This is a genomic window from Mesorhizobium xinjiangense, from assembly GCF_009749525.1.
Lineage (GTDB): Bacteria > Pseudomonadota > Alphaproteobacteria > Rhizobiales > Rhizobiaceae > Mangrovimarina > Mangrovimarina xinjiangensis.
Map to the genome: position 1 here is coordinate 1 of NZ_WOAC01000018.1, position 24,286 is coordinate 24,286.

23 protein-coding genes are annotated in these 24,286 nt (G+C 64.1%); 12 read left to right on the forward strand and 11 right to left on the reverse strand.

The annotated features are described in order from the left end of the window. Window positions 1-263, forward strand: a 263-nt coding sequence (locus tag GM909_RS18405) for an ATP-binding protein (RefSeq protein ID WP_198174305.1), incomplete at its 5' end; no start/stop codon positions are given. Between the two features lie 340 nt (window positions 264-603). On the opposite strand, the gene GM909_RS18410 is transcribed toward GM909_RS18405, so the two are convergent. Beyond that, entirely contained in the window at window positions 604-2,562 is a 1,959-nt protein-coding gene (locus tag GM909_RS18410; RefSeq protein WP_157018552.1) for an acetoacetate--CoA ligase, read from the reverse strand. A gap of 192 nt (window positions 2,563-2,754) precedes the next feature. On the opposite strand from GM909_RS18410, the gene GM909_RS18415 reads away from it, so the two are divergent. Continuing rightward, window positions 2,755-4,602 carry an AsmA family protein gene (locus GM909_RS18415; RefSeq protein ID WP_157018554.1) on the forward strand — a complete coding sequence of 616 codons (1,848 nt, stop codon included), beginning with the start codon at window positions 2,755-2,757 and terminating at the stop codon, window positions 4,600-4,602. 19 nt (window positions 4,603-4,621) lie between these two features. Here GM909_RS18415 and GM909_RS18420 read toward each other — a convergent pair whose 3' ends face one another. From GM909_RS18420 to GM909_RS18445, 6 genes are all read right to left on the reverse strand, one after another. Next, window positions 4,622-5,443, reverse strand: a complete 822-nt coding sequence (locus GM909_RS18420) for an ABC transporter permease (protein ID WP_157018556.1) — start codon at window positions 5,441-5,443, stop codon at window positions 4,622-4,624. A 4-nt stretch (window positions 5,444-5,447) separates the two neighbouring features. Then, window positions 5,448-6,335 carry an ABC transporter permease subunit gene (locus GM909_RS18425; RefSeq protein WP_407941322.1) on the reverse strand — a complete coding sequence of 296 codons (888 nt, stop codon included), beginning with the start codon at window positions 6,333-6,335 and terminating at the stop codon, window positions 5,448-5,450. Between the two features lie 132 nt (window positions 6,336-6,467). After that, window positions 6,468-7,607 (reverse strand): ABC transporter ATP-binding protein, encoded by a 1,140-nt coding sequence (locus GM909_RS18430; RefSeq protein WP_157018560.1) that lies wholly within the window; start codon window positions 7,605-7,607, stop codon window positions 6,468-6,470. Window positions 7,608-7,678: 71 nt separating this feature from the next. Then, window positions 7,679-8,773, reverse strand: coding sequence for a polyamine ABC transporter substrate-binding protein (locus tag GM909_RS18435; protein ID WP_157018562.1), 1,095 nt, complete (start codon window positions 8,771-8,773; stop codon window positions 7,679-7,681). A 135-nt stretch (window positions 8,774-8,908) separates the two neighbouring features. Continuing rightward, the gene (locus GM909_RS18440) at window positions 8,909-10,375 is read right to left on the reverse strand and encodes a glutamine synthetase family protein (RefSeq protein ID WP_407941319.1); all 1,467 of its coding nucleotides are present in this window, start codon (window positions 10,373-10,375) and stop codon (window positions 8,909-8,911) included. 115 nt (window positions 10,376-10,490) lie between these two features. Beyond that, window positions 10,491-10,775 (reverse strand): acylphosphatase, encoded by a 285-nt coding sequence (locus GM909_RS18445; protein ID WP_157018564.1) that lies wholly within the window; start codon window positions 10,773-10,775, stop codon window positions 10,491-10,493. A gap of 96 nt (window positions 10,776-10,871) precedes the next feature. Between GM909_RS18445 and GM909_RS18450 the strand changes: the two genes are divergently transcribed. Together GM909_RS18450 and GM909_RS18455 are read left to right on the forward strand one after the other, a co-directional pair. Further along, the gene (locus tag GM909_RS18450) at window positions 10,872-11,849 is read left to right on the forward strand and encodes an NADPH:quinone reductase (RefSeq protein ID WP_157018566.1); all 978 of its coding nucleotides are present in this window, start codon (window positions 10,872-10,874) and stop codon (window positions 11,847-11,849) included. 270 nt (window positions 11,850-12,119) lie between these two features. Next, a complete protein-coding gene (locus tag GM909_RS18455; protein WP_157018567.1) occupies window positions 12,120-12,995 on the forward strand; it encodes a LysR family transcriptional regulator in 876 nt (291 codons plus the stop codon). Between the two features lie 52 nt (window positions 12,996-13,047). Here the strand turns inward: GM909_RS18455 and GM909_RS18460 are convergent, their stop codons facing one another. Continuing rightward, a complete protein-coding gene (locus tag GM909_RS18460; RefSeq protein WP_157018568.1) occupies window positions 13,048-13,608 on the reverse strand; it encodes a plasmid pRiA4b ORF-3 family protein in 561 nt (186 codons plus the stop codon). 98 nt (window positions 13,609-13,706) lie between these two features. Between GM909_RS18460 and GM909_RS18465 the strand changes: the two genes are divergently transcribed. Beyond that, entirely contained in the window at window positions 13,707-13,904 is a 198-nt protein-coding gene (locus GM909_RS18465) for a hypothetical protein (RefSeq protein WP_157018569.1), read from the forward strand. Beyond that, the gene (locus GM909_RS18470; RefSeq protein ID WP_157018570.1) at window positions 13,873-14,211 is read left to right on the forward strand and encodes a type II toxin-antitoxin system RelE/ParE family toxin; all 339 of its coding nucleotides are present in this window, start codon (window positions 13,873-13,875) and stop codon (window positions 14,209-14,211) included. Before GM909_RS18465 ends, GM909_RS18470 begins: the two co-directional genes overlap by 32 nt. Here the strand turns inward: GM909_RS18470 and GM909_RS18475 are convergent. Next, the gene (locus GM909_RS18475; protein WP_157018571.1) at window positions 14,205-15,644 is read right to left on the reverse strand and encodes a helix-turn-helix domain-containing protein; all 1,440 of its coding nucleotides are present in this window, start codon (window positions 15,642-15,644) and stop codon (window positions 14,205-14,207) included. The genes GM909_RS18470 and GM909_RS18475 overlap by 7 nt on opposite strands. A 281-nt stretch (window positions 15,645-15,925) precedes the next feature. Here GM909_RS18475 and aceA point away from each other — a divergent pair, with 281 nt between their 5' ends. From aceA to GM909_RS18505, 6 genes are all read left to right on the forward strand, one after another. Further along, a complete protein-coding gene (aceA, locus tag GM909_RS18480; RefSeq protein ID WP_157018572.1) occupies window positions 15,926-17,215 on the forward strand; it encodes an isocitrate lyase in 1,290 nt (429 codons plus the stop codon). A gap of 68 nt (window positions 17,216-17,283) precedes the next feature. Beyond that, a complete protein-coding gene (locus GM909_RS18485; protein WP_157018574.1) occupies window positions 17,284-17,523 on the forward strand; it encodes an SMc00767 family acetate metabolism repressor in 240 nt (79 codons plus the stop codon). Between the two features lie 289 nt (window positions 17,524-17,812). After that, window positions 17,813-18,247, forward strand: coding sequence for a PleD family two-component system response regulator (locus GM909_RS18490; protein WP_198174306.1), 435 nt, complete (start codon window positions 17,813-17,815; stop codon window positions 18,245-18,247). Between the two features lie 31 nt (window positions 18,248-18,278). Then, window positions 18,279-19,712, forward strand: coding sequence for a glutamine synthetase family protein (locus GM909_RS18495; protein WP_157018577.1), 1,434 nt, complete (start codon window positions 18,279-18,281; stop codon window positions 19,710-19,712). Between the two features lie 61 nt (window positions 19,713-19,773). Continuing rightward, entirely contained in the window at window positions 19,774-20,142 is a 369-nt protein-coding gene (locus tag GM909_RS18500) for a four helix bundle protein (protein WP_157018579.1), read from the forward strand. A 75-nt stretch (window positions 20,143-20,217) separates the two neighbouring features. After that, the gene (locus tag GM909_RS18505) at window positions 20,218-21,507 is read left to right on the forward strand and encodes an NAD(P)/FAD-dependent oxidoreductase (RefSeq protein WP_157018582.1); all 1,290 of its coding nucleotides are present in this window, start codon (window positions 20,218-20,220) and stop codon (window positions 21,505-21,507) included. 3 nt (window positions 21,508-21,510) lie between these two features. Here GM909_RS18505 and GM909_RS18510 read toward each other — a convergent pair whose 3' ends face one another. Both GM909_RS18510 and GM909_RS18515 read right to left on the reverse strand, forming a co-directional pair. Then, on the reverse strand, window positions 21,511-23,289 hold the full coding sequence (locus GM909_RS18510) for an SLC13 family permease (RefSeq protein WP_157018584.1): 1,779 nt from the start codon (window positions 23,287-23,289) through the stop codon (window positions 21,511-21,513). Window positions 23,290-23,520: 231 nt separating this feature from the next. Beyond that, window positions 23,521-24,270, reverse strand: coding sequence for an SDR family oxidoreductase (locus tag GM909_RS18515; RefSeq protein WP_157018586.1), 750 nt, complete (start codon window positions 24,268-24,270; stop codon window positions 23,521-23,523). Window positions 24,271-24,286: the final 16 nt, after the last annotated feature.

The following is a 24,286-nucleotide window of genomic DNA, read 5'->3' on the forward strand; positions in this document are numbered from 1 at the left end:
TCCTCGACGATTGGGGACCCGAAAAGCTCAACGACGAACAGCGCCGCGATCTCCTCGAGATCATCGAGGACCGCTATGAGCGGCGCTCGACCATCGTCACCAGCCAGGTGCCCGTCGACCATTGGTATGAGATCATCGGAAATCCCACCATCGCCGACGCCATTCTCGACCGCCTCGTGCATAACGCCTACCGCATCGAACTGACCGGCGACAGCATGCGAAAACGGCGCGCGCCCGAAAACCCAGAAACAGCTCAGGCTTGACCAGAAACGAAACTCGAACCAAACCTCAACAACGACCCAGGTGATCCAAAAAGGTGGCCGGTTTCAAATTGGAATTCCGGCCGGAATGAAATTGGAAAGGGTGGCCGGCGATTGTTCGGAATCACTGGCCGGTTTCGTCGGAATGCGCAGGCCTCATTCCGGAAGCCGGACCGTTCCCGGTGACCGGTCGCCATCCTCACCACTCTCGTCATCCTCGGGCTTGACCCGAGGATCCATGCCTGAACGGCCGAGGCGTGGTACAGCGCCACCAGAAATGCCCCGGACAGCCTTCGCTGACCTTCGGGCTTCCGGGATGACGCGCGAAGGATCCGCTTCCCCCTCAGTTCTCCAACTCGTCCAGCCCGGCGAACAGGTCGAGTGCTTCCGGATTGGCAAGCGCCTCCTTGTTCTTCACCGAGCGCCCGTGGACCACGTCGCGCACGGCCAGTTCGGTGATCTTGCCCGACTTGGTGCGCGGAATATCGTTGACCGCGATCACCTTGGCCGGCACGTGGCGCGGACTGGCGCCGGTGCGGATCTTCGTCTTGATGCGCTTGATCAGGTCCTCGCCGAGCTTCACGCCTGGCGCCAGGCGCACGAAGAGAACCACGCGCACATCGTCGTCCCAATCCTGGCCGATGCAGATCGCCTCGACCACCTCGTCCATCTGCTCGACCTGGTTGTAGATTTCCGCCGTGCCGATGCGCACGCCGCCCGGGTTGAGCGTGGCGTCGGAGCGGCCGTGGATGACGAAGCCGTCATGCTCCGTGCGCTCGGCGAAATCGCCATGGCACCACACATTGTCGAACCGTTCGAAATAGGCCGAATGGTACTTGGCGCCGTCGGGATCGTTCCAGAACATGACAGGCATGGACGGAAAGGCCCGCGTGCACACGAGTTCGCCTTTTCCGCACGCCAGCGGCTTGCCGTCGTCGTCCCAGACATCGACCGCCATGCCGAGCCCGGCGCCCTGGATCTCCCCGCTCCAAACGGGCCGCGTCGGCACGCCCAGAACGAAGCAGGCGGCGATGTCGGTACCGCCCGAGATCGACGCCAGATGCACATCCTTCTTGATGCCCGAATAGACGAAGTCGAACCCCTCCGGCGACAGCGGCGAGCCGGTCGATGAGATCAGCCTGACGCTTGCAAGGTCATGCGTCCTGATCGGCTCGAGACCCGACTTGCGCACCGCATCGATGAATTTCGCCGAGGTGCCGAAATAGGTCATCTTTTCGGCGTCCGCATAGTCGAAGATGACATTGCCGTCCGGGTGGAACGGCGAGCCGTCATAGAGCAGCAGCGTGGCGCCCGATGCCAGTCCGGAGACCAGCCAGTTCCACATCATCCACCCGCAGGTGGTAAAGTAGAAGAAGCGATCGCCCTCGCCGATCCCCGCATGAAGCTGCTGCTCCTTGAGGTGCTGGATCAGCGTTCCGCCGGCCGAATGCACGATGCATTTGGGAATGCCCGTCGTGCCGGAGGAAAACAGGATATAGACGGGATGCGAAAAAGGCAGCCGCTCGAAGGAGAGTTCCGTGGCCTCGTAGGGGGCGATTGCCTCCTCCAGCGCCTCGGCGCGCGAAACATTCGCCGCAACCTCCTTTGCCGCGCCGAGCAGGTCGACGATCAGCGCCTTGCGCACACTGGGCAGCTTTTCCACCACGCGGGCCACCTTTTCGCCCACTTCAATGCGCTTGCCGGCATACCAGTAGCCGTCGGCGGCGATGAAGATGACGGGCTCGATCTGGCCGAACCGGTCGAGCACACCCTGCTCGCCGAAATCGGGCGAACAGGACGACCAAATGGCGCCGATCGAGGTCGCCGCCAGCATCGCCGCCACGGTCTCGGGCATGTTCGGCATCATCGCCGCCACGCGGTCGCCCGCCTTCACGCCCTGCTCGAGCAGAAGCTGCTGCATCCTGGAAACCAGCGCGCGCAGCTCGTCCCACGACATGCGCCGCTCCACCTTGTCCTCGCTGCGGAAGACGATGGCGTCGGACGAACCCGATTTCTGCAGAAAATTCTCGGCGAAATTGATCCGCGCGTCGGGAAAGAAGGCGGCGCCCGGCATGCGGTCCCCGTTGAGCAGAACGCGTTGCCCGCGCTCGCCGACGACGCCGCAGAAATCCCAGACGAGGGTCCAGAATCCCTCCCGATCGTCGACCGACCAGGCGTGGAGCGCTTCATAGTCCTCGATCCGGCGTCCCGAGCGCTCGGACGCCTGTTTCATGAACGCCGTGATCGGGGCCCTGGCGACGGCTTCGGGCGCGGGAGACCACAGCGGGGCGGTGTGAGACATCAAAAACCTCCACATCTTGTCGTTCGGGTTATGCATCCTGGCCCGGCGGCGGGCAAGATGGTCGGCATAATCGGGTTCGGGAAGTCCTTTGGCCGCGAATCATGTAGAAGACTGGAACCTGCCGGTTCGACCCGCATTGTTTCGATGTTTCCGGCAATCCTCGACCCCCGGCGTGACAAGTGATGAGGTAGAATGCCGTCCAAGGCTGCACGACGTACGATCTGGGTTCTTGTCACGGCGGGGCTGGTTTTGCTGGCGCTTGTCGCCCTGGTTCCCTGGGTCGCCTCAACGCAGATCGTGCGCAACCGGATCGCCCAGGAAATGGGCACCTGGAGCGGCTACCGCGTACAACTCGGCGGCGCGCCTCGCATCGACGTCTGGCCCTCCTTCAGGGCCGTGCTGCATGACGTCACCTTCATTGCCTGGAGCCGGCCGGACGCACCGCCGGTGCTCTATGCCGAGCGCATCGAGATCGACCTTTCGGCGATTGCCGCCTTGCGCGGCGACGTCGTCTATTCGCGCGTCTCGCTTGTCCGCCCGGTCCTGCGGGTCATCGACGGCGGCGAAGGCGCGGTTCCCCGTCCGGCCGCACCCGGCGGCGGGCGCATGGTGCGCGCGATCAACGCCGCGCGCAGCGCGATCGAGGCAAACGGCTCGGAATCAGGTCCAGAAGCCCTGCCGACAGACACCTTCGGTGCGATCCACTTCACCGACGGACGGGTCGTCACGCCCGGCGCACCGGAGGACCACGATATCCTCACCAGCGTCACCGGACGCCTCGACTGGCCGAGCCTCAATCGCAGTGGAACACTGGCCGGCACGGCGATATGGCGCGGCGAAAACGTCAAGCTGAACATCACGGCCGAGCACCCACTGGCGCTGCTGGCCGGCGGCAATTCCCAGCTCTCCGCAAAGCTGGAATCCAATCCCGTCAATGTCAGCTATTCGGGTGCCGCCACCTTTTCGCAAGCCGGTTTCCTCGACGGCCAGGCGGAGCTGTCCTCGCCGTCGCTCAAGCGCATCCTGGAATGGACGCAAACGGAGATCGCCGCCGGCACCGCCATCGGCCCGGTCTCCTTGAACGGCCGGCTGATCGGCGACATGCAGCGGCTGAAAGTCGAGAACGCGGCAATTTCGATCGACGGCAATCCGGGAACGGGCGTGCTCGAATTCTCACCGGGCACGCCGGTTCCGGCGATATCGGGCACGCTTGCCTTCGAGACGCTCGACCTGCGGACATTCCTGCGCGCATTCACGACCCTGCCCGGCGGCGAAAACGGCTGGTCGGGCGCCGTCGACACGAGCTTCACCAGCGAGCTCAATCTCGATTTGCGTCTGTCGGCGGCCAACGCCTCCGCGGGGCCGTTCGCCCTGACGCAGGTCGCCGCAACCGTGCAGGTCAAGGACGGGCTGGCCGCCTTCGACATTTCCGACGCGGCCGCCTTCGGCGGCACGCTTCAGGTCGGCTTGAGAATCGACCGGCGCGACAACGGCAACGAGGGCGAGGTCCGGCTGCTCGCCACCGATGTCGATATGGGCCAGTTCGGCAAGGCCGCAGGTTTCACCGGTCCCGCACCGCAGGCCAAGGGTGTCACCTCGGTCATTCTCAAGGGTCCGGTGGCCACCTGGGACACGCTTTTCGCCGGAGCCAACGGCTCGATCTCGCTCATGCTGGGTCCCGGCTCGATCAACGGCATCGATCTCGCCGCATTCATGGCGCGGGCCCGCGAGGGCGGCTTCTTTCCGTTGGCCGAGGTCTCCGATGGCAGCCTGCCCATACAGAGCGCCGAGTTGAAGGCCACCGTCTCGAGCGGCGTGGCGCGCCTCGACATGGCGCGCATCGTGTCCGGGGAGCGCACCATCTCGCTCGGCGGCCTCATCCCCTATGTCGGGCGCGGCCTTGCCTTGTCGGGGTTGATCGCGCCGCAGGAGACGGACGACGAAACGGACGGCGGCGGCGAGGTCACCGGCTTCTTCGTCGGCGGCTCGTGGAGCGCCCCCTTCATCTCGCTCGTCCTGCCGCCAAACCCGGTCGAGTAGGCATCCATCTCCGAGAAACCTATCCCTCCTGCAGGGCCGCCTGCTCGTCGCGCAAGCGCTGCACCTCGCGGCGCTTGTTGATGATCGAGGCGGCGATCACGCCGACCGCGACGATGCCGATCAGGATCGTGCACACCGCATTGATCTCCGGCGTCACGCCCAGCCGCACCTGGCTGTAGATCTTCATCGGCAGGGTCGTCGCGCCCGGACCGGAGGTGAAGGACGCCACGACGAGATCGTCGAGCGACAGGGTGAAGGCGAGCATCCAGCCCGAGATGATGGCCGGCAGGATGACCGGCAGGGTGACCTGGAAAAAGGTTTTCACCGGCGTGGCGCCGAGATCCATCGCCGCCTCTTCCAGCGACCGGTCGAATGTGAGCAGCCGCGACTGCACGACGACGGCGACGAAGCACATGGAAAAGGTGATGTGGGCGAGCGTCACCGTCAGAAAGCCGCGATCGAGCCCCACGGCCACGAAGAGCAGAAGCAGCGACAGGCCCGTGATGACCTCGGGCATGACAAGCGGAGCGAACACCATGCCGGTGAAAAGCACGCGCCCGCGAAAGCGCGTGTAGCGGGTCAGCGCCAGCGCCGCCAATGTGCCGAGAACGGTGGCCACGCTGGCCGAGATGAAGGCCACGCGCGCCGTCACCCAGGCTGCGTCCAGAATGCCCTGGTTGCGCATGAGTTCGCCGTACCAACGGGTCGAAAAGCCGGCCCAGACCGTGACCAGCTTCGATTCGTTGAAGGAATAGACGACGAGAAGCACGATCGGCAGATAGAGAAAGGCAAAGCCCAGCACGATCGAGACGATATTGAAGCGGCTCCACGTTCCGGTCATCTTCCTACCGCCCCCGCTCCTGAGCCTTGGCCTGCGCCTGCTGGAACACCATGATCGGCACCACCAGGATGAGAAGCAGGATGATCGCGACGGCCGAGGAGACCGGCCAGTCGCGATTGTTGAAGAATTCGTTCCACAGCGTCTTGCCGATCATCAGCGTTCTGGAACCGCCCAGAAGATCGGGAATGACGAACTCCCCGACGGCCGGAATGAAGACCAGCAGGCAGCCCGCCAGCACACCGGGCAGCGCCAGCGGGAAGGTGATCTTCCAGAACGCCGTGATCGGCGGGCAGCCGAGATCCTGCGCCGCCTCGATCAGCGAATAGTCCATCTTTTCCAGCGACGAATAGAGCGGCAGCACCATGAAGGGCAGGTAGGAATAGACGATGCCGATGAAGATCGCCGCATGCGTGTTCAGGATGATGAGCGGCTCGTCGATGATACCGGTGGCGAGCAGGAACTGGTTGAGCAGCCCTTCCGGCTTCAAGATGCCGATCCAGGCATAGACGCGGATCAGGAAGCTGGTCCAGAACGGCAGGATGACCAGCATCAGAAGCGTCGGACGCAGGCTCGCCGGGGCACGCGCCATGCCATAGGCGATCGGGAAACCGACAGCGAGCGTGATGGCCGTCGACACGGCCGCGATCACGATGCTCGAGACATAAGCGTTGAAATAGAGCGTATCCTCCGTCAGCCAGACATAGCTGTCGAGGCTCATCTCGCCGAGCTTGGCGATGAAACCGGCCACGCCGTCTTCGAAGCCGAATGCCGGCATGTAGGGGGGCATGGCGATCGCCGTGGTCGACAGCGAAATCTTGAAGACGATGAGGAAGGGAACGAGGAAAAAGACGAACAGCCACAGATAGGGAATGGCGATCACCAGGCGGCCCATGACAGCGTTGAGCAGGGCGCGTGCCACACCCGGCCTGTCACTCCCGGCGGGAGCGCTTTCTGTCGTGGCCGCCATGTCCGCCATATCGGTCTCCCGGGCTGAACCTACGATTTCTGCCGCGTTCCATGGCTCCTAAGCCGTCAGCACCACGCCGGCATCGCTGTTGAAGGAAATCCAGGCCCGGTCGTGCCAGGACAGGATGTTTTCGTTCACCCGGGCGCTGTTCATCGTGCTTGCCTTGATGATGCGTCCGTCATCGAGCCGCACGTTGTAGATCGTCATGTCGCCGAGATAGGCGATGTCGTAGATCTCGCCCTCCATGGCGTTGGCATCGCCGCCCTCGGGTTTCTGCGGCGTCACCCGGATCTTTTCCGGCCGGATCGCGAACCACACCGTGTTTCCCGTGTCGGCATCGGCGCCGTTGCGGGCCTTGAGGACGAGGTCGCCGCTGGCGATCTGCATGGCGCCGTTCGAGGCCTTCGACACCTGGCCCTCGAACAGGTTCACCGAACCGACGAAGTCGGCCACGAAGCGCGAATTCGGCGCCTCGTAGATTTCCGCCGGCGTGGCAACCTGCTTGACCTTGCCCTTGTCCATGATGGCGATCCGGTCGGCCATGGTCATCGCCTCTTCCTGATCGTGGGTGACCACGACAAAGGTGAGCCCGAGTTCCTGCTGCAGATCCATCAGCTCGAACTGCGTTTCCTCGCGCAGCTTCTTGTCGAGCGCGCCGAGCGGCTCGTCGAGGAGCAATACCTTCGGCCGTTTGGCAAGCGACCTGGCAAGCGCCACGCGCTGGCGCTGGCCACCCGAGAGCTGATGCGGCTTGCGCTTGGCGAAGGGTTCGAGCTTGACCAGCTTCAGCATCGCGCCCACACGCTCGGCAATCTCGGGCTTCGGCATGCCGTCCTGCTTCAGTCCGAAGGCAATGTTCTGTTCCACCGTCATGTGCGGAAACAGCGCATAGGACTGGAACATCATGTTGACCGGTCGCCGGTACGGCGGAATGCCCCTGAGATCCTGCCCATCGAGCAGGATGCGTCCCGATGTCGGTTCCTCGAAGCCCGCGAGCATGCGCAGAAGGGTCGACTTGCCGCAGCCGGATGCCCCCAGTAGGGCGAAGAACTCGCGCTCGAACAGGCTCAGCGACAGATCGTCGACCGCAACGAAGTCGCCGAACTTCTTGGTGACGTTCTCGAACAGGATATAGGGCTTGGCCGCAGGATCGGCCCAGGGAGCGAAGCTTCTGCGAATGCTGCCAAGCGATTTCATGGTTCACCCCGACCGGTCGCACATCCCCGAAACGCGGACGGCCCCGGCATTGCCGCCGGGGCCGAAAAGTCTCACTGGCCGGTGACGACCTTGGTCCAGGCCCGCGTCATCAACCGCTGCTCGCGCGGATTGGGGGGCGTGGTGGTGAAGAGCTTGGCCATCGTCTCCTCATCCGGATAGACCGCCGGGTCGCCGATCACCTCCTCGTCGAGAAACTCCTGCGACGCCTTGTTGCCATTGGCGTAGAAGACATAATTCGACGCCTTGGCGATCACCTCGGGCCGCATGATGTAGTTGAGAAACTCGTGCGCTTCCTCGACATGCTTGGCATCGGCCGGGATCGCCATCTGGTCGAACCACATCTGCGCGCCTCCCTTGGGGATCGAATAGTCGACCGTCACGCCCTGATCGGCCTCGGCCGCCCGGTCGCGCGCCTGGAAGACGTCACCCGACCAGCCCACTGCCAGGCAGATGTCGCCATTGGCCAGCGCATTGATGTACTCCGAGGAATGAAACTTGCGGATATGGGGGCGGATCGACAGAAGAAGCTCCTCCGCCTTGGCGATCTCTTCCGCCGACTTGCCGTCCGGGTTCTCTCCGAGATAGTTGAGCGCGGCCGGAATCATCTCGGCCGGCGCGTCGAGCATGTAGACGCCGCAGTCGGCGAGCTTGGCGACGTTGTCGGGATTGAAGACCACGTCCCAGCTGTCGATGCGGTCGATGCCGAGCGCTTCCTTGACCTTCTCGACATTGTAGCCAATCCCCGTGGTGCCCCACATGTAGTTGATCGAATAGTCGTTGCCCGGATCGTACTTCTCGGTGCGCACCTGAATCATGTCCCACATGTTCGAAATGTTGGGCAGCTTGGATTTGTCGAGCTTCTGGAACACCCCGGCCTGAATCTGCCGCGCCAGAAATGTGCCGGTCGGCACCACGATGTCGTAGCCGGTGCCCCCGGCCAGGAGCTTCGTCTCCAGGATCTCGTTGGAATCGAAAACGTCGTAGACGACCTTGATCCCGGTTTCCTTGGTGAAATCCTCGATGATGGATTCGTCGATATAGTCGGACCAGTTGTAGACATTGACGACGCGATCCTGTGCCGATGCGCCGAATGATACAGCCGTCGCCAGCACCGTGGTCGCGAGCAGAAGCCCCTTGCCTGACATGAAAATGTTCTCCTCTGTTTTGTACCCCTCCCCGGCTCGTGCGGCACGCCATCACGGCCGGGTTGTGACTTGTTGTTGCGGGCAAGCCTATTGGCGATTTTGCGGTGCGGCAAGCGGCAAAATCGCCTGATCCGGCTACAGATATGTCGTGCGTTCGAGCGGCGTGATTTCACTCCAGAATGCGATGATCTCCGCCCGCTTGAGGTCACGGTAGACCTTGGCCAGAAGCGGCCCCAGCGCACGGTCGACGAAAGCACTCTTCTCCATCAGTTGCAGCGCGTCATCCATATCGTCGGGCAGGAACAGCCCATCCTCGTCATAGGCGCTCCCCTCGATCGGCGGCGGCGGCACCGCGCCGCTCTCGATACCTTCGATCATGCCCTGAATGATCGCGGCCATGACCAGATAGGGATTGGCGTCCGCACCGGCGATGCGGTGTTCCACGCGCCGGTTGGCATCGTTGGAAACCGGGATCCTGAGTGCCACCGACCGGTTGTTTTCCGCCCACACAGCGCGCGTCGGCGCATAGGAACCGGGTGTGATGCGGCGAAAACCGTTCCAGGTATTGATGAACAGGAGGAGCGATTCCGGCATGGTCTTCAACAGCCCCGCCACGGCCGATTCGAGCGTCCTGCGCCCATCCGCGCCGCCGAAGATGTTCTCGCCGTCGGCGTTGAGCACCGATGCGTGCACGTGCATGCCGTTGCCGGCATATTCGAGGAAGGGCTTGGCCATGAAGGTCGCCGTCAGCCCGTGTGCGCGGGCGCAGCCAATGACGATGCGCCGGAGCATGATGACGTCGTCGGCCGCCTTCAGCGGGTCGGCGCGATGCTTCAGATTGACCTCGAACTGGCCCGGCGCGGCCTCCTTGATGATCGTGTCGATGGGCAGGCTCATCTCGTCGGCGGCATCGCGGATCATGTCGATCAGGTCGGCATGCTCGGCCAGATCGTCGAGCCCGTACATGCGCAGCCGGTCCGGCCCGGCACCTGCGCCCACCGGTCCCGGCATGCCGTCGTCCCAGTCGACCTCGGGATCGAGCAGGTAGAATTCGAGCTCGAAGGCGACAACCGGGAACAGACCCTTGGCGTTGACCTCGGCGATCTTCTTCTTCAGCACCTGGCGCGGGTCGGCAAGGAACGGCTCGCCCTCCGGCGTAAAGGTTTGCAGGAGCACCTGCGCCGTCTTGCGCTTGGCCCAGGGCACGATGGAAAGCGTGCCGCGGGTGGCGCGGCAATAGCCATCCTGGTCGCCGGTCTCGATGTGCAGGCCCGTTTCCTCGACCTCACGCCCCCACACGTCCAGCCCATGCAGCGACATGGGGAAGTTCACCCCTTCCTGGAAGGATTTCTTCAAGGCGTCTCCGGGCGCCCATTTGCCGCGCATGACGCCATTGGGATCGACGAGCAGGAACTCGACCGCCTCCAGATCGGGATGTTTTTCGACAAAGGCCCGGTACTCGGCCTCGTGATCGGGGGAAACGAAACGGGGATCGCCGGTATCGGCCGTAGTGTGCGCCTTGTCGGCGGCGCTTGCCGCAGCGGAGTTGACGTCTGGATTTGTTGGACCGGCCAGGGTCGCGCCGGGTTCTGAAAGTGGCAAGATAAGCCTGTTTTGCTGTTGACGACGTCTTAAGCTGCCAGTGCCCTGACGAACTTGTCAATGGAGATGTTTTTGCCGCAGCTTCGCGTGCGCCGGCATGCAGGGCCGGGGCGCCTCAAGAAACGATGTCGAACCCCGCAGGCACGTCCGCGCCGTCAGCCTGTTCGGCGACGACGCCGGTCACGCGGGCCGCCGGCGGCCCTTTCCACAGCCGGTCGACCATCTCGGAAACCTTGCCCTGGGGCCCGACGAGCAGCGCCCGAACCGACCCGTCCGGCTCGTTGCGCACCCAGCCGGCCAGGCCGAGCGCCTCGGCTTGCTTCATTGTCCAGTAGCGAAAGCTGACACCCTGGACACGGCCCGTGACACGGACCAGAAGTGCCCTGCGGCTCTTCGTCATTCCCGTTCCCTTCATTGACGATTCTGGGACGTGGTGGCCATCTGTGCAAGGGGCGTGTAGGGATCGCGTACGGTTGCACCAAGGGAGATGATCGCCATGAAAGCGGCCTGGTACGAGACGAATGGCGAAGCACGCGACGTGCTCGTCGTCGGCGAGATGGAAACGCCGGAGCCCGGCCCTGGCGAGGTGCGCGTCAGGCTGCATGCCTCCGGTGTCAATCCGTCGGACGTGAAAGCGCGGCGCGGCCGCCCCCTGTCCGCGCAGCGCATCATCCCGCATTCCGACGGCGCCGGCATCGTCGACATGGTCGGCGACGGCGTGCCGCGTTCGCGCATCGGCGAGCGCGTGTGGACCTGGAACGCGCAATGGAAGCGTCCCTTCGGCACGGCGGCCGATCATGTCGTGCTGCCGGCGGACCAGGCGGTTTTCCTGCCCGACAATGTCGATTTCGCCGCCGGCGCCTGCCTCGGCATCCCCGGCCTGACCGCCACCCACGCCGCCGGGCTCGCCGGCGCGGCGCTGGGGCGCACGATCCTGGTCACCGGCGCGGCTTCCTCCGTCGGCCATTACGCCACCCAGATCGGCACGCTGCGCGGCGCCCGGGTCATCGGCACGGCGTCCGCCTCGCGCGCCGACCATGCCAGACAGGCCGGCGCCACCGAGGTGGTCGACTATCTGCGCGAGGACGTCGCCGCCCGCGTGAAGGAACTGACCGGCGGCAAGGGCGTGGACGCCATCATCGACATGGACCTGTCGTCGACCGCGCGCCTCATCGACAAGGGCATCCTGGCGCCCCACGGCAAGCATGTCTGCTACGGGTCCAACGTCGCCGCCGACATTCCCGTCTCCTTCCCTGCCATGCTGTGGAACAGCCTGACGCTGCAGGTCTTCGTCGTCTACGAATTGCTGGCCGAGGAACGCGAGGCGGCGACCGCCGCATTGATGCTGATGCTCGAAAGGGACGAACTCAGCCATTCGATCGGCGCGACCTTCCCGCTCGACGCGATCGCCGAGGCGCACGAGGCCGTCGAGAGCGGCCGCATCACCGGCAATGTGGTTCTGGAGATGGACTGAGGCGTCCGGCCCGCTGCATCCGGGGGCGGCGCAGCCGGCGCCAGATGCGGCTCCAGGCCGATGGGTGCCCGCCGTCCTCCGCGGGAACGGGCGTGCCGAGTGTCCAACTCTTGGCGCGCCGCTGCCGCGCCGCGCGCGTCATCTCATGATGAAGGAACACAAATCCCTGCAGATAGTCCAACGCATCGCCTCCTTTGGATTTCATGAATGAAATATAGGAGTGGCGATGCCGGACTTGATCGACCGGATTTCGCAGCATATTTTTCAAAAATGACAAATATCGACTGGAACGACCTCCAGGTCTTCATTGCCGTGGCCGATGGCGGCGGGCTGTCGGCGGCGGCATCCACGCTGGGATCCAGCCCGGCAACCGTCGGGCGGCGCATGGTGGCGCTTGAGCAGGCCGTCGGGCGCCCGCTCTTCGTGCGCCGGCAGACCGGCTACACGCTGACAGCCGACGGACGCGCGCTCCTGCAGCGCGCCCGGTCCATGGCCGCCGGCGCACACACCATCGAGGAATGGCTGGAAGCCGAGGGCCGGCGCAGCGTCGTGCGGGTGTCGGCCGGCACCTGGGCGGCCAATTTCTTTGCCGAGAATTTTTCCCGCCTGTGGACGCCGGACGATCCCTTCCGGATCGCCTTCAAGGCCTCCGAGGCGGAACTCGACATCGCCCATCGCGAAGTCGAGATCGGCATCCGCAACCGGCAGGCCGAAAGCGGCAACCTGGCCTCGCGCAAGACCGCCGACGTGGCCTTCGCGCCGTTTCGTGCCCGTGGCCGCTCGGCGGCAGGTCCGGACGAATGGGTGGCGATCGCGCCCGAACATGCGGCGACCCGCTCGGCCCGTTGGGTCAATGCCCACCCCGCACTCAACGTCGTCGCCTGGGCCAACGCCCCGCGCACGCTGGGCGACCTGATCCGCGCCGGCACCGGCATCGGTGTCCTGCCCTGCTTTGCCGGCGACCGCGACCCGCTGCTCGAGCGCGCCGGCGATCTGATCGACGAGCTGCATGACGGCCAGTGGATCGTCGTCCACAATGACGACCGGCACCGACCGGATGTGCGTCGTGTCATCGACCGCATCGTCGCGCTCACCACCGCCCATGCCGCGCTTTTTGCGGGCAAACGGCCGCTCGGCGAGACATGAACGGACACTCCGTGCCGGGATCGCCGCGTTTTCCAGGCGGAGCGGTCGCGGCCTATTTCCGGAAGGCCTTGAGCACTTTCCTCAGGTTGCGGTCCGCCTTCTTGGCGTCGAAGGCATGCGGATCGAAATCGCCCAGATATTCGCGCATCTCGTCGTGATCGGGATGGGCCGGGTCTCCTGCCGCCGCACGCATTTCCTCAAAGCCGAACGGGCCGCCGGTATCTTCCGGCGGGCAGGCATTTTCGCCGCCCGTGCAGCGCGGCGGCTTGTCGCCCGTTTCGGTCGCCCGATGCTCGAGAACCTTGATCCCGTGCCACCAGTCGTCGCCGAAATCGTACTGGAACGCGGCTTCCACGCCGGGCCGGAAGACATCGCGGGCGATCACGCCCTCCATGTCCTTGCTGTCTTCCAGATCGAGCCCGCCGTCGAACTTCATATCGTAGCGCTGGCCGTCGAACTCGAAGGCGAACATGTGATAGCCCTGCCATCCCATCGCCCCGATGAGGACGGCGCCGATCTCGTAGAGCGGCATGTCGTCCGGTATCAGGATCTGGCGCCAGATTGCCGGCTCCACGTCGAGAAGCTCGATCCGCGTTACATAATGCTTGGGCATGGCCGCTCCGCTCAGTGCGATTCCGGGCGAAGTCTATGAACCCAACGGGCTTCGTTCAACCCGCCGATCGTGCTATTTGACTGTATGGGAGCATGCCGATGAACCAGACGCTGAAAGACGCCATCAAGGAAATCGAAGCCCTGCCCGAACAGGAGCAGGAGGAACTCGCGCAGGCGCTAATGGCCATGGCGCTGCGCAAGAAGATCGATGCGGAACTGGCCGCTTCGGAAACGGAGGGGGGCGAAATTCCGCATGAGGAGGTGATTGGCAGCCTCCGCCTCAGAGCCGGTGGCTAAGGTTGTCTGGCGCAGCCGCGCTGTCCGGCACCTCCAGGAAATCCACGACTATCTACAACAACGCAACCCGGTGGCTGCAGACAATTACGTTGTCGGGCTTTCCGACGCCTGTCTCGATCTCGGCACCTTTCCAGAAAAGGCTCGGTCCTACTCCAAGGAATACCGCGCCCTCGTGTTCCGCAATCACCTGGTATTTTATCGTCACGATCGCGACCGCGACATCGTCATCATTTCTGCGATACTCGATGGCCGGCGCGACATCAAAGAACTCCTGCAACTGCTGTCCAAAAACGGCCACCCTCACTGAAAATCGAAAGCGCTGAGCCCGCTCACCATCTCGTCGAGCCCCAGCGGCCGCGTCACCGGCGGCTCGGCACGGGCGAGGCAGCCGGCCCGTTCGCACAGCCGGCAGGCCGGCCCGACCGGCGTCGCCGCCCGCCCCGCCTTGCCGTCGCCCATCCCTGCAGGCAAGGCTTGCGCATAGACGATCTCGTCCCTGAAGCCGATATCACAGCCGATCAGGATCGCCGTGCGGCGCGGCCGTTCCGAAAAGGCGCCTTGCGGGCCTTCGAGCGTGCGCGCAATGGTCAGGAATTCCGCCCCGTCGGGCATTTCGACGGCTTCGACGAGGATCCGGCCCGGCTGGGCGAAGGCGGCGTGCACGGCGAGCTTCGGGCAGCCGCCGCCGAAGCGGGCCTGCGGAAAACCCTGCGCGCCGGCGCGGCGGAAACGATTTCCCGCATTGTCGATTTCCAGCATGAAGAACGGCACCCCGGCAGCGCCCGGCCGCTGCAGCATGGTGAGCCGGTTGGCCGCCTGCTCGAAGGAGACGGAAAAGCGCGAACGCAGCACGTCGATGTCGTAGCGCGCGCGCTGTGCCGCCGACAGGAAGGCCTCGTAGGGCATCATCAGCGCATGCGCCGCGTAACGTGCGATCTCGAAACGCGCCAGCCGCCGCGCCTCGTCCGAGGAAAGCTTCAGCGCCTCGATCTCGGCCGCAATGGCCACTTGGCAGCGCATCAGACAGGCTTCCATTGCCACCTCGCGCAACTGGTCGAAGGGCGACAGGCGCTCAGAGATGAACAGCCTTTGTGAGTGACGGTCGTAGCGCCGGCGCCAATTGGGCATCGTGGCAACCGGCAGCACCCGCACGGTGATGCCGTATTCGCGCTTCAGCCACGCCTTCAGCGCCGCCAGAAGATCGTCGCCCAGTTCGAGTACGGTAGCGAATGCCCCGGCCTCCTCCTCGATGGCCGCGAAATGGTTGGGCCGGCGTTCGAAGACCTCGCGCACCTCGTCGACCGGCAGGCTTGTCCCGGAGAGCGCCGTCGCCTTGCCCTCGCGCGCCAGCATCTCGCTCAGATCCGACAGCCGCTTGGCCTGCTCGCGATAGGCCCGATAGAGCTTCACCATGGCCGCGGCCGCGTTCGGGGCCCCCTCGGCGATCTCGACCAACTCCTGGTCGCCCGGCAGTTCCCCTGCCAGCAGCGGATCGGCAAACGCCTCCTTGAGCGCCGAAAGCGAACCGCCAGCCTCGCCCTGCAACCGCTCCGGCTCGACCTTGTAGACCGAGGCGAGCTTGAGGATGAGTTGAACCGTCAGGGGCCGCTGGTTGCGCTCGATCAGGTTGAGATAGGACGGCGAGATGCCCAGCCCCTCGGCCATCGCCGTCTGGGTCAGTTCCATGGCGTTGCGGATGCGGCGGATGCGCGGTCCGGCGAATATCTTCTGCTCAGCCATGCCGGATCGCCCTTGGCTGAAACGATGGCGGGACAGCGCCCCCTTCCCCGACTTTACTGAATTTGACAAGAGGTTGCGGAGCAGGCACCTCACCCTCCCTTTACAATTTTCACAAATTTACAGCCGCCTCTGGTCAAAGACAATACAGCGTGACCTGATTTTTGGCCCTGAAATACGGGTTTCACTCGTTCCCTACCGCATCGCAATGTAAATTCAGTCATATCCGACACGCCGCCCGGCGGCGCAGTGAATGTGACACGAAAGAGCCTGCGGAGATAGTTATGACCGATTTTTACAATCTCGTTCCCTCGGCTGTCGAAGGCCGCTATGACGGCATCGAGCGCCCCTATTCGCCGGAGGACGTGACGCGGTTGCGCGGGTCGGTCCAGATCAGGCACACGCTCGCCGAAATGGGGGCCAACCGGCTGTGGACGCTCATCCGGGAAGAGGATTTCGTCAATGCGCTCGGCGCCATGTCCGGCAACCAGGCCATGCAGATGGTGCGCGCCGGGCTGAAGGCGATCTACCTCTCCGGCTGGCAGGTCGCGGCCGACGCCAACACGGCGTCCGCCATGTATCCCGATCAGTCGCTCTACCCGGCCAATGCCGGGCCGGAGCTCTGCCGGCGCATCAACAAGACGCTGCAGCGGGCCGATCAGATCGAGGCTTCCGAAGGCAACGGGCTTTCGGTCGACACATGGTACGCGCCGATCGTCGCCGACGCCGAGGCCGGCTTCGGCGGCGCGCTCAATGCCTTCGAACTGATGAAGGCCTATATCGAGGCGGGGGCGGCCGGCGTCCATTTCGAGGACCAGCTGGCGTCCGAGAAGAAGTGCGGCCATCTTGGCGGCAAGGTTCTGATCCCGACCGCGGCGCATATCCGCAACCTGACCGCAGCACGGCTCGCCGCCGACGTGATGGGCGTGCCCTCTCTCATCATCTGCCGCACCGATGCCGACGCCGCCAAGCTGCTGACGTCCGACATCGACGAGCGGGACCGCCCCTTTGTCGATTACGATGCCGGCCGCACTATGGAAGGCTTCTACAATGTGCGCAGCGGCATCGAACCCTGCATCGCGCGGGCCAACGCCTATGCGCCGTTCTGCGACTTGATCTGGATGGAGACCTCCAAGCCCGATCTGGAGCAGGCGCGCCGGTTCGCCGAGGCGGTGCACAAGGCCCATCCGGGCAAGATGCTCGCCTACAACTGCTCGCCGTCCTTCAACTGGAAGCAGAACCTCGACGACGCGACGATCGCCAGGTTCCAGCGCGAGCTGGGCGCGATGGGCTACAAGTTCCAGTTCATCACGCTGGCCGGTTTCCACCAGCTCAATCACGGCATGTTCGAACTGGCCCGCGGCTACAAGACGCGCCAGATGGCGGCCTATTCGGAGCTGCAAGAGGCCGAATTCGCCTCGGAGGCAAACGGCTACACGGCCACCAAGCACCAGCGCGAAGTCGGCACCGGCTATTTCGACGCCGTGTCGATGGCGATCACCGGCGGCCAGTCGTCGACCACCGCCATGAAGGAATCGACCGAGCACGACCAGTTCCGCCCGGCGGCCGAGTAGTCGATCGAGCGAGCATCCCGCCGGGGCACCGTTCCCGGCGGCCAGGCAACCCAGAAAGGAGTGGACCCATGGCTCCCAAGACACGCGTCAAGGAACGCGCCGAAGAACAGGCGAGCAGCATGAACGCCGACCAGCAAGCCATCATCCGCATGGTGGCCAATGATCTGCATCGCCTCAACCAGTCGGTGATGAAGGCGGTGGAGGCTGGCGTGTCGGTGGAGCTCGTGCGCTCCGCGCGCCATCATGCCGGCAATGGAAACTGGGGCGATCTCATGATCCCGGTCGTCGTGACCCAGGGACACGGCTGAGACGGGGCTTGCCGGCAAGACCTGACGACAGACAGCACACTATTCGGGGCCGACGCATATCATGCGCCGGCCCCTTCTTGCATGCCGCACTGCCTCGCTTGAGCGAAAGGTACATCTTCCAGCATATTGATCTGGCGCGCGAAGTAAAAATTGCACTTCGTATCAATTTTCTCTTGCATCCACGCGCATTACGCGTATGACGCCACGTCAGATCGTACAAAAAGATATATAAATGCATGCGGTGACGGCCATCTATTCTGAATGGCCATCGCGCGGGGGACAGTTTTCTATGGCAAGAAGGACAGGCGGCAGCAATGCGCTGGTTGTCGTAGTCGGCCGCTCCAAGGTCAATTATGTCGTAATCTCGAAAATTGTTGAGTATATGGGACTGCGGGCCGTGTGCGGATTGCCCGAACAGGCGGCGACCATGCTGCAGCGACATGCGCCCGGGCTCGTTATACTGGACATTTCGCGCTCCGACCGGGACTGGAACGACGTGCTCCAGGCGGTTTCGGACAGGGCTGTGAATGTACCGTCCAGTGCTCCGGGCGTCATCGCGCTGGTGACGGAAAAGCCGGACACCAAGCTGGCGAACGCCCTTGCGGTGGCCGATCTCGTCATCTCGAAACCCGTCACGCAGGACCGACTGCAGCCCGCGGTCGAGAAGCTGCTGGCGCGCCACCCGGCCTGTCCCCTTCCCATGTCCGATACGGGGCGTTTATAGTCGCGGCACCGCAACGACAGTTTGGTGATTGATGTCAGCCGACAAGAAGGAAGTCCGTCCCGCCGGCCGCAGAAGCCGCGCCAGAATTCCAGCATTCGTCATGAATCTCAGAGGTGTGCGCAACTGGAAGGAAGTCAGCGCCTGGCTGGAGTGGCGCGGCATCGAGGACATCGAATGCATCACGCCCGATCAGGGCGGCGTCGCCCGCGGCAAGATGATGCCGTCGAAGAAGTTCACCTCCAACACCTCGCTCGCTTTGCCGTCGGCTGTCTTCATGACGACCATCTCCGGCGGCTACCCCGAAAACAGCGGCGGTTTCACCTATCCCGAGGACGACGGCGACCTCAAGCTGCTGCCGGACCTTTCGACACTGTCCGTCGTGCCATGGGAATCGGACCCGACCGCGCAGGTCATCTGCGACCTGGTGCACCAGGACGGCCGCGAGGTCGAGTTCACGCCGCGCAACGTCCTCAAGCGCGTCATGCGCGCCTATGACGCGCACGGCTTCAAGCCGATCGTCGCCCCCGAGATCGAGTTCTACCTGGTCGACAAGAACCCCGACCCGGACTACCCGCTCACTCCCCCGGTCGGCCGCTCGGGCCGCCCGATCGGCGGCGGACAGGGCTATTCGATCGCCGGCGTCAACGAGTTCGACGAGCTGATCGACGATATCTACGACTTTTCCGAAAAGCAGGGCCTGGAGATCGACACGCTCATCCACGAGGAGGGCGCCGGCCAGCTCGAGATCAATCTGCGCCATGGCGATCCGATCGAACTGGCCGACCAGGTCTTCATGTTCAAGCGCACGATCCGCGAGGCCGCGCTCAAGCACGACACCTATGCCACCTTCATGGCCAAGCCGATCCAGGGCCAGCCCGGTTCGGCGATGCATATCCACCAGTCGGTCATCGACAAGAAGACCGGCCGCAACATCTTCTCCAATGCCGATGGCAGCGAATCCGAAGCATTCCATCATTTCATCGGCGGTATGCAGCGCCACATGCCCAATGCGCTCGTGATGATGGCGCCCTATGTCAATTCCTACCGCCGGCTGACCCAGGCGGCGGCGGCGCCCGTCAATGCGAAATGGGGCTACGACAACCGCACCACCGCCTTCCGCGTGCCGCGCTCAGATCCGAGCGCGCGCCGCGTGGAAAACCGTATCCCGTCTTCCGACGCCAACCCCTATCTGGCCCTCGCCGGCTCGCTGACCTGCGGCCTCATAGGCATGCTGCAAAAGATCAAGCCCGACGCGCCGGTCGGCACGGCGGCCAACCAGGACGAGATCGACCTGCCGCGCGGCCTGCTGGAAGCCGTGCAGCTGTTCGAGGAGGACGAGGCGCTGCGCGACATCCTCGGGACATCCTTGTGTTCCACCTACGCGGCGATCAAGAAGGCCGAGTTCGAGACCTTCATGGAAGTCATCAGCCCGTGGGAACGGGAGTATTTGTTGTTGAATGTTTAGGGCAGTAGGGCAGTAGGGCAGTAGGGCAGTAGGGCAGTAGGGCAGTAGGGCAGTAGGAAAAATGGCTGGAAAGATTGAACCCTACAAGGACCTTGTCGTCTGGCAGCAGGCTATGGATCTCGCGGCTGCGGTCTACGAGGCAACAAGAGCCTGGCCGAGGGACGAGATTTACGGCCTCACTGCGCAAGCCAGACGTGCGGCCAGTTCCGTGCCCGCCAACATTGCCGAGGATTTCGGCAGGGAAAATCGTGGCTCCTATCAGCAATTTCTGCGCATTGCCCAGGGCTCCCTAAAAGAGCTTGAAACGCATCTTCTGATTTCCCAGCGCGTCGGCATAGCCGGCGAAGGCTCAGTTCGCCCCTTGCTGCAGCTCAGCGAAAGCATCGGAAAGCTGTTACGCCTGCTCATCCGCAAGCTCTCCGCTGGATAACCTACTGCCCTACTGCCCTACTGCCCTACTGCCCTACTGCCCTATTCCCCTAATCCCCTACTCCCTCAGCATCCCATGCCCCCTTACCAATCCCCCATCTCCCCCGGCTATTCCTGGTATGAGGCGAGCCTCGGCGAACGGCCCGAATACCCCGCGCTCGACGGCGACACGCGGGCCGATGTCGTCATCGTCGGCGGCGGTTTCACCGGGCTCTCGGCGGCGGCGCATCTGGCGAAGGCGGGGAGCGACGTCGTGCTGATCGAGGCGCACCGCTTCGGCGACGGCGCTTCGGGGCGCAATGGCGGCCAGATGGGCACCGGCCAGCGCGCCTGGGCGGAAGAGATGGAAGCCGAATTGGGGCTTTCGCGCGCCAAGGCGCTGTTTGGGCTGGCAGAGGAGGCCAAGACCCATCTGCTCGATTTCGCCGACGCCAACGGCATCGAGATCGACTACATGCCCGGCCAGATGTCGGTTGCCCACAAGAAGCGTTTCGTCGACGACTTCAAGGCGCATGCCGAGATCATGGCGACGCGCTTCGACTATCCGCACATCAGCTTCATGGATGCAGCCGAGACCGAGCGCCGCCTCGGCTCCAAGCACTATTTCGGCGGTGTGCGCGACACGGGCACCGGCCATATCCATCCGCTCAAGCTGGTCGTCGGCACGGCGCGGGTCGCCGCGGCCGCCGGCGCCCGGCTCTTCGAGAACACCGCCTCCACCGGCCTTCAATCCACCGGCGGCAAGGTCCGCGTGACCACGGCGCGCGGCACCATCACGGCCGACAAATGCCTCATCGCGGTCAACGCCTATGGCGGAAATCTCGAGCCGGTGAGCGCGGCGCATGTCATGCCGATCGGCTCCTTCATCGGCGCCACCGTGCCGCTGGGCGACGACAGTCCGGTGCTGCCGGGGCTGGAAAGCGTCGACGATTCGCGTTTCGTGGTGCGCTATTTCCGCCGGGTGAAGGACGGGCGGCTCTTGTTCGGCGGGCGCGAGGTCTACAACACCAACGACCCGAAAGACATCGCCAATCACATCCGCCGCCAGATCGCCGAGCTCTATCCCGCGCTCAACGATGTCGAGATCACCCATTCCTGGGGCGGCTATGTCGGCATCACCATGCCGCGCAAGCCCTTCGTGCGCGAGGTCATGCCGAACGTGATCTCCGCCGGCGGCTTTTCAGGCCACGGCGTCATGCTGTCGAACTTCACCGGCAAGCTCTATGCCGAGGCCGTCGGCGGCAATCGCGACCGGCTGAAGCTGCTGGAGGAATTCAAGGTCCCGGCCTTCCCGGGCGGCCGCAGCCTGCGCGCGCCGCTGCTTTTCCTGGCGCTCAACTGGTACGCGCTGCGCGACCGGATCTGACTTTCAAGCCGGATTGAGCGGCCAGAAGAACAGGATCGCCGGCACCGACACGGCGATGATCAGCACTTCGAGCGGCAGGCCCATGCGCCAATAGTCGCCGAAATGGTAGCCGCCCGGCCCCATGATGATCGTGTTGTTCTTGTGGCCGATGGGCGTGAGGAAGGCGCAGGATGCCGCCACCGCCACACCCATCAGGAAGGGATCGGCCGACACCCCGATCGACCCGGCCACGCCGACCGCGATCGGCGCGGTGATAAGTGCCGTGGCGACATTGTTGAGGAAATCCGACATGGTCATCGTCACGATCATGACCACGGTCAGGATGGCCCAGGTCGGCCACGAGGCGGTCTGCTCGACAATGGTTTCGGCGATCAGCGCCGTGCCCCCGGAATCCTCCAGCGCCAGGCCGATCGGGATCAGCGAGGCCAGGAGCACGATGACCGGCCATTCTACGGAATCATAGACGGCGCGCGCGCTGACGATGTTGAAGATGGCGTAAAGGCAGACAGCCCCGGCCAGCGAGACGGCCAGCGGCAACAAGCCGAACACCGAAAGGGCAATCGCGACCACGAAAATTCCGATCGCCAGCGCCGCCTTGCGGCGCTGGATGACCGTATGGCTCTTTTCGGCCAGCGGCAGCACGCCCATCCAGTCGGCCGCATCGGCGATGCGGGTTTCCGTACCCAGCAGCAGCAGGACGTCGCCCGGCTCGATCGCCAGCTTGCGAACCCGCTCGCGAAACCGTTGGCCCTGCCGCGAAACGCCGAGCAGCGACACGTCGCGCCCGCGGAAAAGCCGCATATCCTGTGCCGAGCGGCCGACGGCGCGCGCGCCGTCCGGCACGATCGCCTCGACCAGCGTCATCGACTTGCCGGCCAGTCCGTCGCTCTTGGTGCCACTCGACACCTTCAGCTTGGCGTTGCCGATGAACGACTCGATGGAGGCCGGATCGCCTTCCAGCACCAGCCGGTCGCTCTTCTTGATCTCCTCGCGCAGGGCGAAGCCGGGCAGGCGCTTTCCGCGCCGCACCAGCCCGAGAATCGCCACGTCGTTTTCCTCGGCCAGATCGACGAGGTCGCGCGGCGTCTTGCCCACCCAATCCGATTTGTCGGAAAAGCCGGCTTCGGCGACGAACAGCCCCGACTCCTTTTCGCTCTCCTGCACCGCCTGTCCGCGCTGCGGGATGAGCCGCCAGCCGAACCCGGCGACGAAGGCGATGCCGACGATGGCGCAGATCAGTCCGACCGGAGTGAAATCGAACATCGAGAAGGCTTCGCCGAAAGCACGCTCGCGATATTGCGCGATCACGATGTTGGGCGGCGTGCCGATCAGCGTGATCATCCCGCCGAGTATGGTGGCGAAGGACAAGGGCATCAAGGAAAGGGAAGGCGAACGCTTGGCCTTGCGCGCCGTTTCCATGTCCAGAGTCATCAGGATGACGAGCGCGGCGACATTGTTGATGACCGCCGACAACACCGCCCCGACCACGGCCATGACGCCGATATGCGCCGAAAGCGCGCGTCCCGCATCGACGACATATTGGGCGATGAGTTCGACCGCGCCGGAATTGACCAGGGCGCGCGAGACGATCAGCACCAGGGCGATGATGACGACCGCCTCATGGCCGAAGCCGGCAAATGCATTTTCGGCCGGTACGGCGCCCCCGGCAACGCCGATCACAAGCGCGCCGAACGCAACGAGGTCGTAGCGCACGCGTCCCCAGACCAGAAAGACGAAGACAAGACCCAATAGTGCGAAGATGAATACTTGCTCATAGGTCATTGAAATTCCGGCCTTCTCAATCGGCAAGGAGAGCTAGAGCAATTCCAGGAGAAGTGGCAGCCGGTTCTCCGTCCGGAATTGCGTCGAATCAAAGGGTTAGATTGGCGAACCGATTCCGCGAAGCGGTGAACCGATCTAGCAGCTGCAATCGTTTCTCAACTTCAACGCGAATTCAAGGCACAAAATCGACGTGGAGACGGATTGCCGAGTTCATTGGAACGCCGCCACGGCTCAGACGCACCTTCCCCCGTCGACCTCCAGCGCCACGCCGGTGATGAATTCGGCCTCGTCGGAGGCAAGCCACAGCGCCGCATTGGCAATATCGAGCGGCGTCGACAACCGGCCGAGCGGGATCGAGGCGCGGAACTGGGCGCGCTTTTCCGGCGTGTCCTCGCCCATGAACTGGGCGAGCATGCCCGTCTCGCCGGCGACCGGGCACAGGCAGTTGACGCGGATGTTCTTCGGCGCCAGTTCCACGGCCATCGATTTCGTCGCCGTCACCGCCCAGCCCTTCGAGGCGTTGTACCAGGTCAGCCCCGGGCGCGGCCTGAGCCCGGCGGTCGAGGCGGTGGTGATGATCGAGCCGCCGCCCTGCTTTTCCATGACCGGCACGACGGCAAGCGCAGCGAAATAGATCGCCTTCATGTTGACCGCGGTGATCAGGTCGAAGGTCGCCTCGTCGACATCGAGCATGTCGCCGTTGCGATAGGTGTAGCCGGCATTGTTGACCAGGATGTCGATGCGGCCGTGCTGGTCGAGCGCGGCGGCAACCATGGCATCGATGTCGGACTTGATGGAGACGTCGGCGGTGACCGGGTAGGCCGCCGATCCGATTTCACTAGCCACCCGCTCGGTGCCCTTGGCGTTGAGGTCCGCCACGACGACCATGGCACCCTCCTCGGCAAAACGCTTCGCCATGCCTTCGCCGAAGCCCGACGCCGCGCCGGTGATGATTGCTACCTTGTCTGCTAGACGGCCCACTCGTGCCTCCACTTCA

What these genes read in the sequence shown, in the direction of transcription:
- GM909_RS18500 (WP_157018579.1), top strand. Translation starts at nt 19,774, where the DNA reads ATGGCTGGAAAGATTGAACCCTACAAGGACCTTGTCGTCTGGCAGCAG.
- GM909_RS18445 (WP_157018564.1), bottom strand. Translation starts at nt 10,775, where the DNA reads ATGACGAAGAGCCGCAGGGCACTTCTGGTCCGTGTCACGGGCCGTGTC.
- GM909_RS18455 (WP_157018567.1), top strand. Translation starts at nt 12,120, where the DNA reads ATGACAAATATCGACTGGAACGACCTCCAGGTCTTCATTGCCGTGGCC.
- GM909_RS18505 (WP_157018582.1), top strand. Translation starts at nt 20,218, where the DNA reads ATGCCCCCTTACCAATCCCCCATCTCCCCCGGCTATTCCTGGTATGAG.
- GM909_RS18475 (WP_157018571.1), bottom strand. Translation starts at nt 15,644, where the DNA reads ATGGCTGAGCAGAAGATATTCGCCGGACCGCGCATCCGCCGCATCCGC.
- GM909_RS18425 (WP_407941322.1), bottom strand. Translation starts at nt 6,335, where the DNA reads ATGGGCCGCCTGGTGATCGCCATTCCCTATCTGTGGCTGTTCGTCTTT.
- GM909_RS18490 (WP_198174306.1), top strand. Translation starts at nt 17,813, where the DNA reads ATGGCAAGAAGGACAGGCGGCAGCAATGCGCTGGTTGTCGTAGTCGGC.
- GM909_RS18420 (WP_157018556.1), bottom strand. Translation starts at nt 5,443, where the DNA reads ATGACCGGAACGTGGAGCCGCTTCAATATCGTCTCGATCGTGCTGGGC.
- GM909_RS18450 (WP_157018566.1), top strand. Translation starts at nt 10,872, where the DNA reads ATGAAAGCGGCCTGGTACGAGACGAATGGCGAAGCACGCGACGTGCTC.
- GM909_RS18460 (WP_157018568.1), bottom strand. Translation starts at nt 13,608, where the DNA reads ATGCCCAAGCATTATGTAACGCGGATCGAGCTTCTCGACGTGGAGCCG.
- GM909_RS18485 (WP_157018574.1), top strand. Translation starts at nt 17,284, where the DNA reads ATGGCTCCCAAGACACGCGTCAAGGAACGCGCCGAAGAACAGGCGAGC.
- GM909_RS18430 (WP_157018560.1), bottom strand. Translation starts at nt 7,607, where the DNA reads ATGAAATCGCTTGGCAGCATTCGCAGAAGCTTCGCTCCCTGGGCCGAT.
- GM909_RS18410 (WP_157018552.1), bottom strand. Translation starts at nt 2,562, where the DNA reads ATGTCTCACACCGCCCCGCTGTGGTCTCCCGCGCCCGAAGCCGTCGCC.
- GM909_RS18465 (WP_157018569.1), top strand. Translation starts at nt 13,707, where the DNA reads ATGAACCAGACGCTGAAAGACGCCATCAAGGAAATCGAAGCCCTGCCC.
- aceA (WP_157018572.1), top strand. Translation starts at nt 15,926, where the DNA reads ATGACCGATTTTTACAATCTCGTTCCCTCGGCTGTCGAAGGCCGCTAT.
- GM909_RS18415 (WP_157018554.1), top strand. Translation starts at nt 2,755, where the DNA reads ATGCCGTCCAAGGCTGCACGACGTACGATCTGGGTTCTTGTCACGGCG.
- GM909_RS18510 (WP_157018584.1), bottom strand. Translation starts at nt 23,289, where the DNA reads ATGACCTATGAGCAAGTATTCATCTTCGCACTATTGGGTCTTGTCTTC.
- GM909_RS18495 (WP_157018577.1), top strand. Translation starts at nt 18,279, where the DNA reads ATGTCAGCCGACAAGAAGGAAGTCCGTCCCGCCGGCCGCAGAAGCCGC.
- GM909_RS18435 (WP_157018562.1), bottom strand. Translation starts at nt 8,773, where the DNA reads ATGTCAGGCAAGGGGCTTCTGCTCGCGACCACGGTGCTGGCGACGGCT.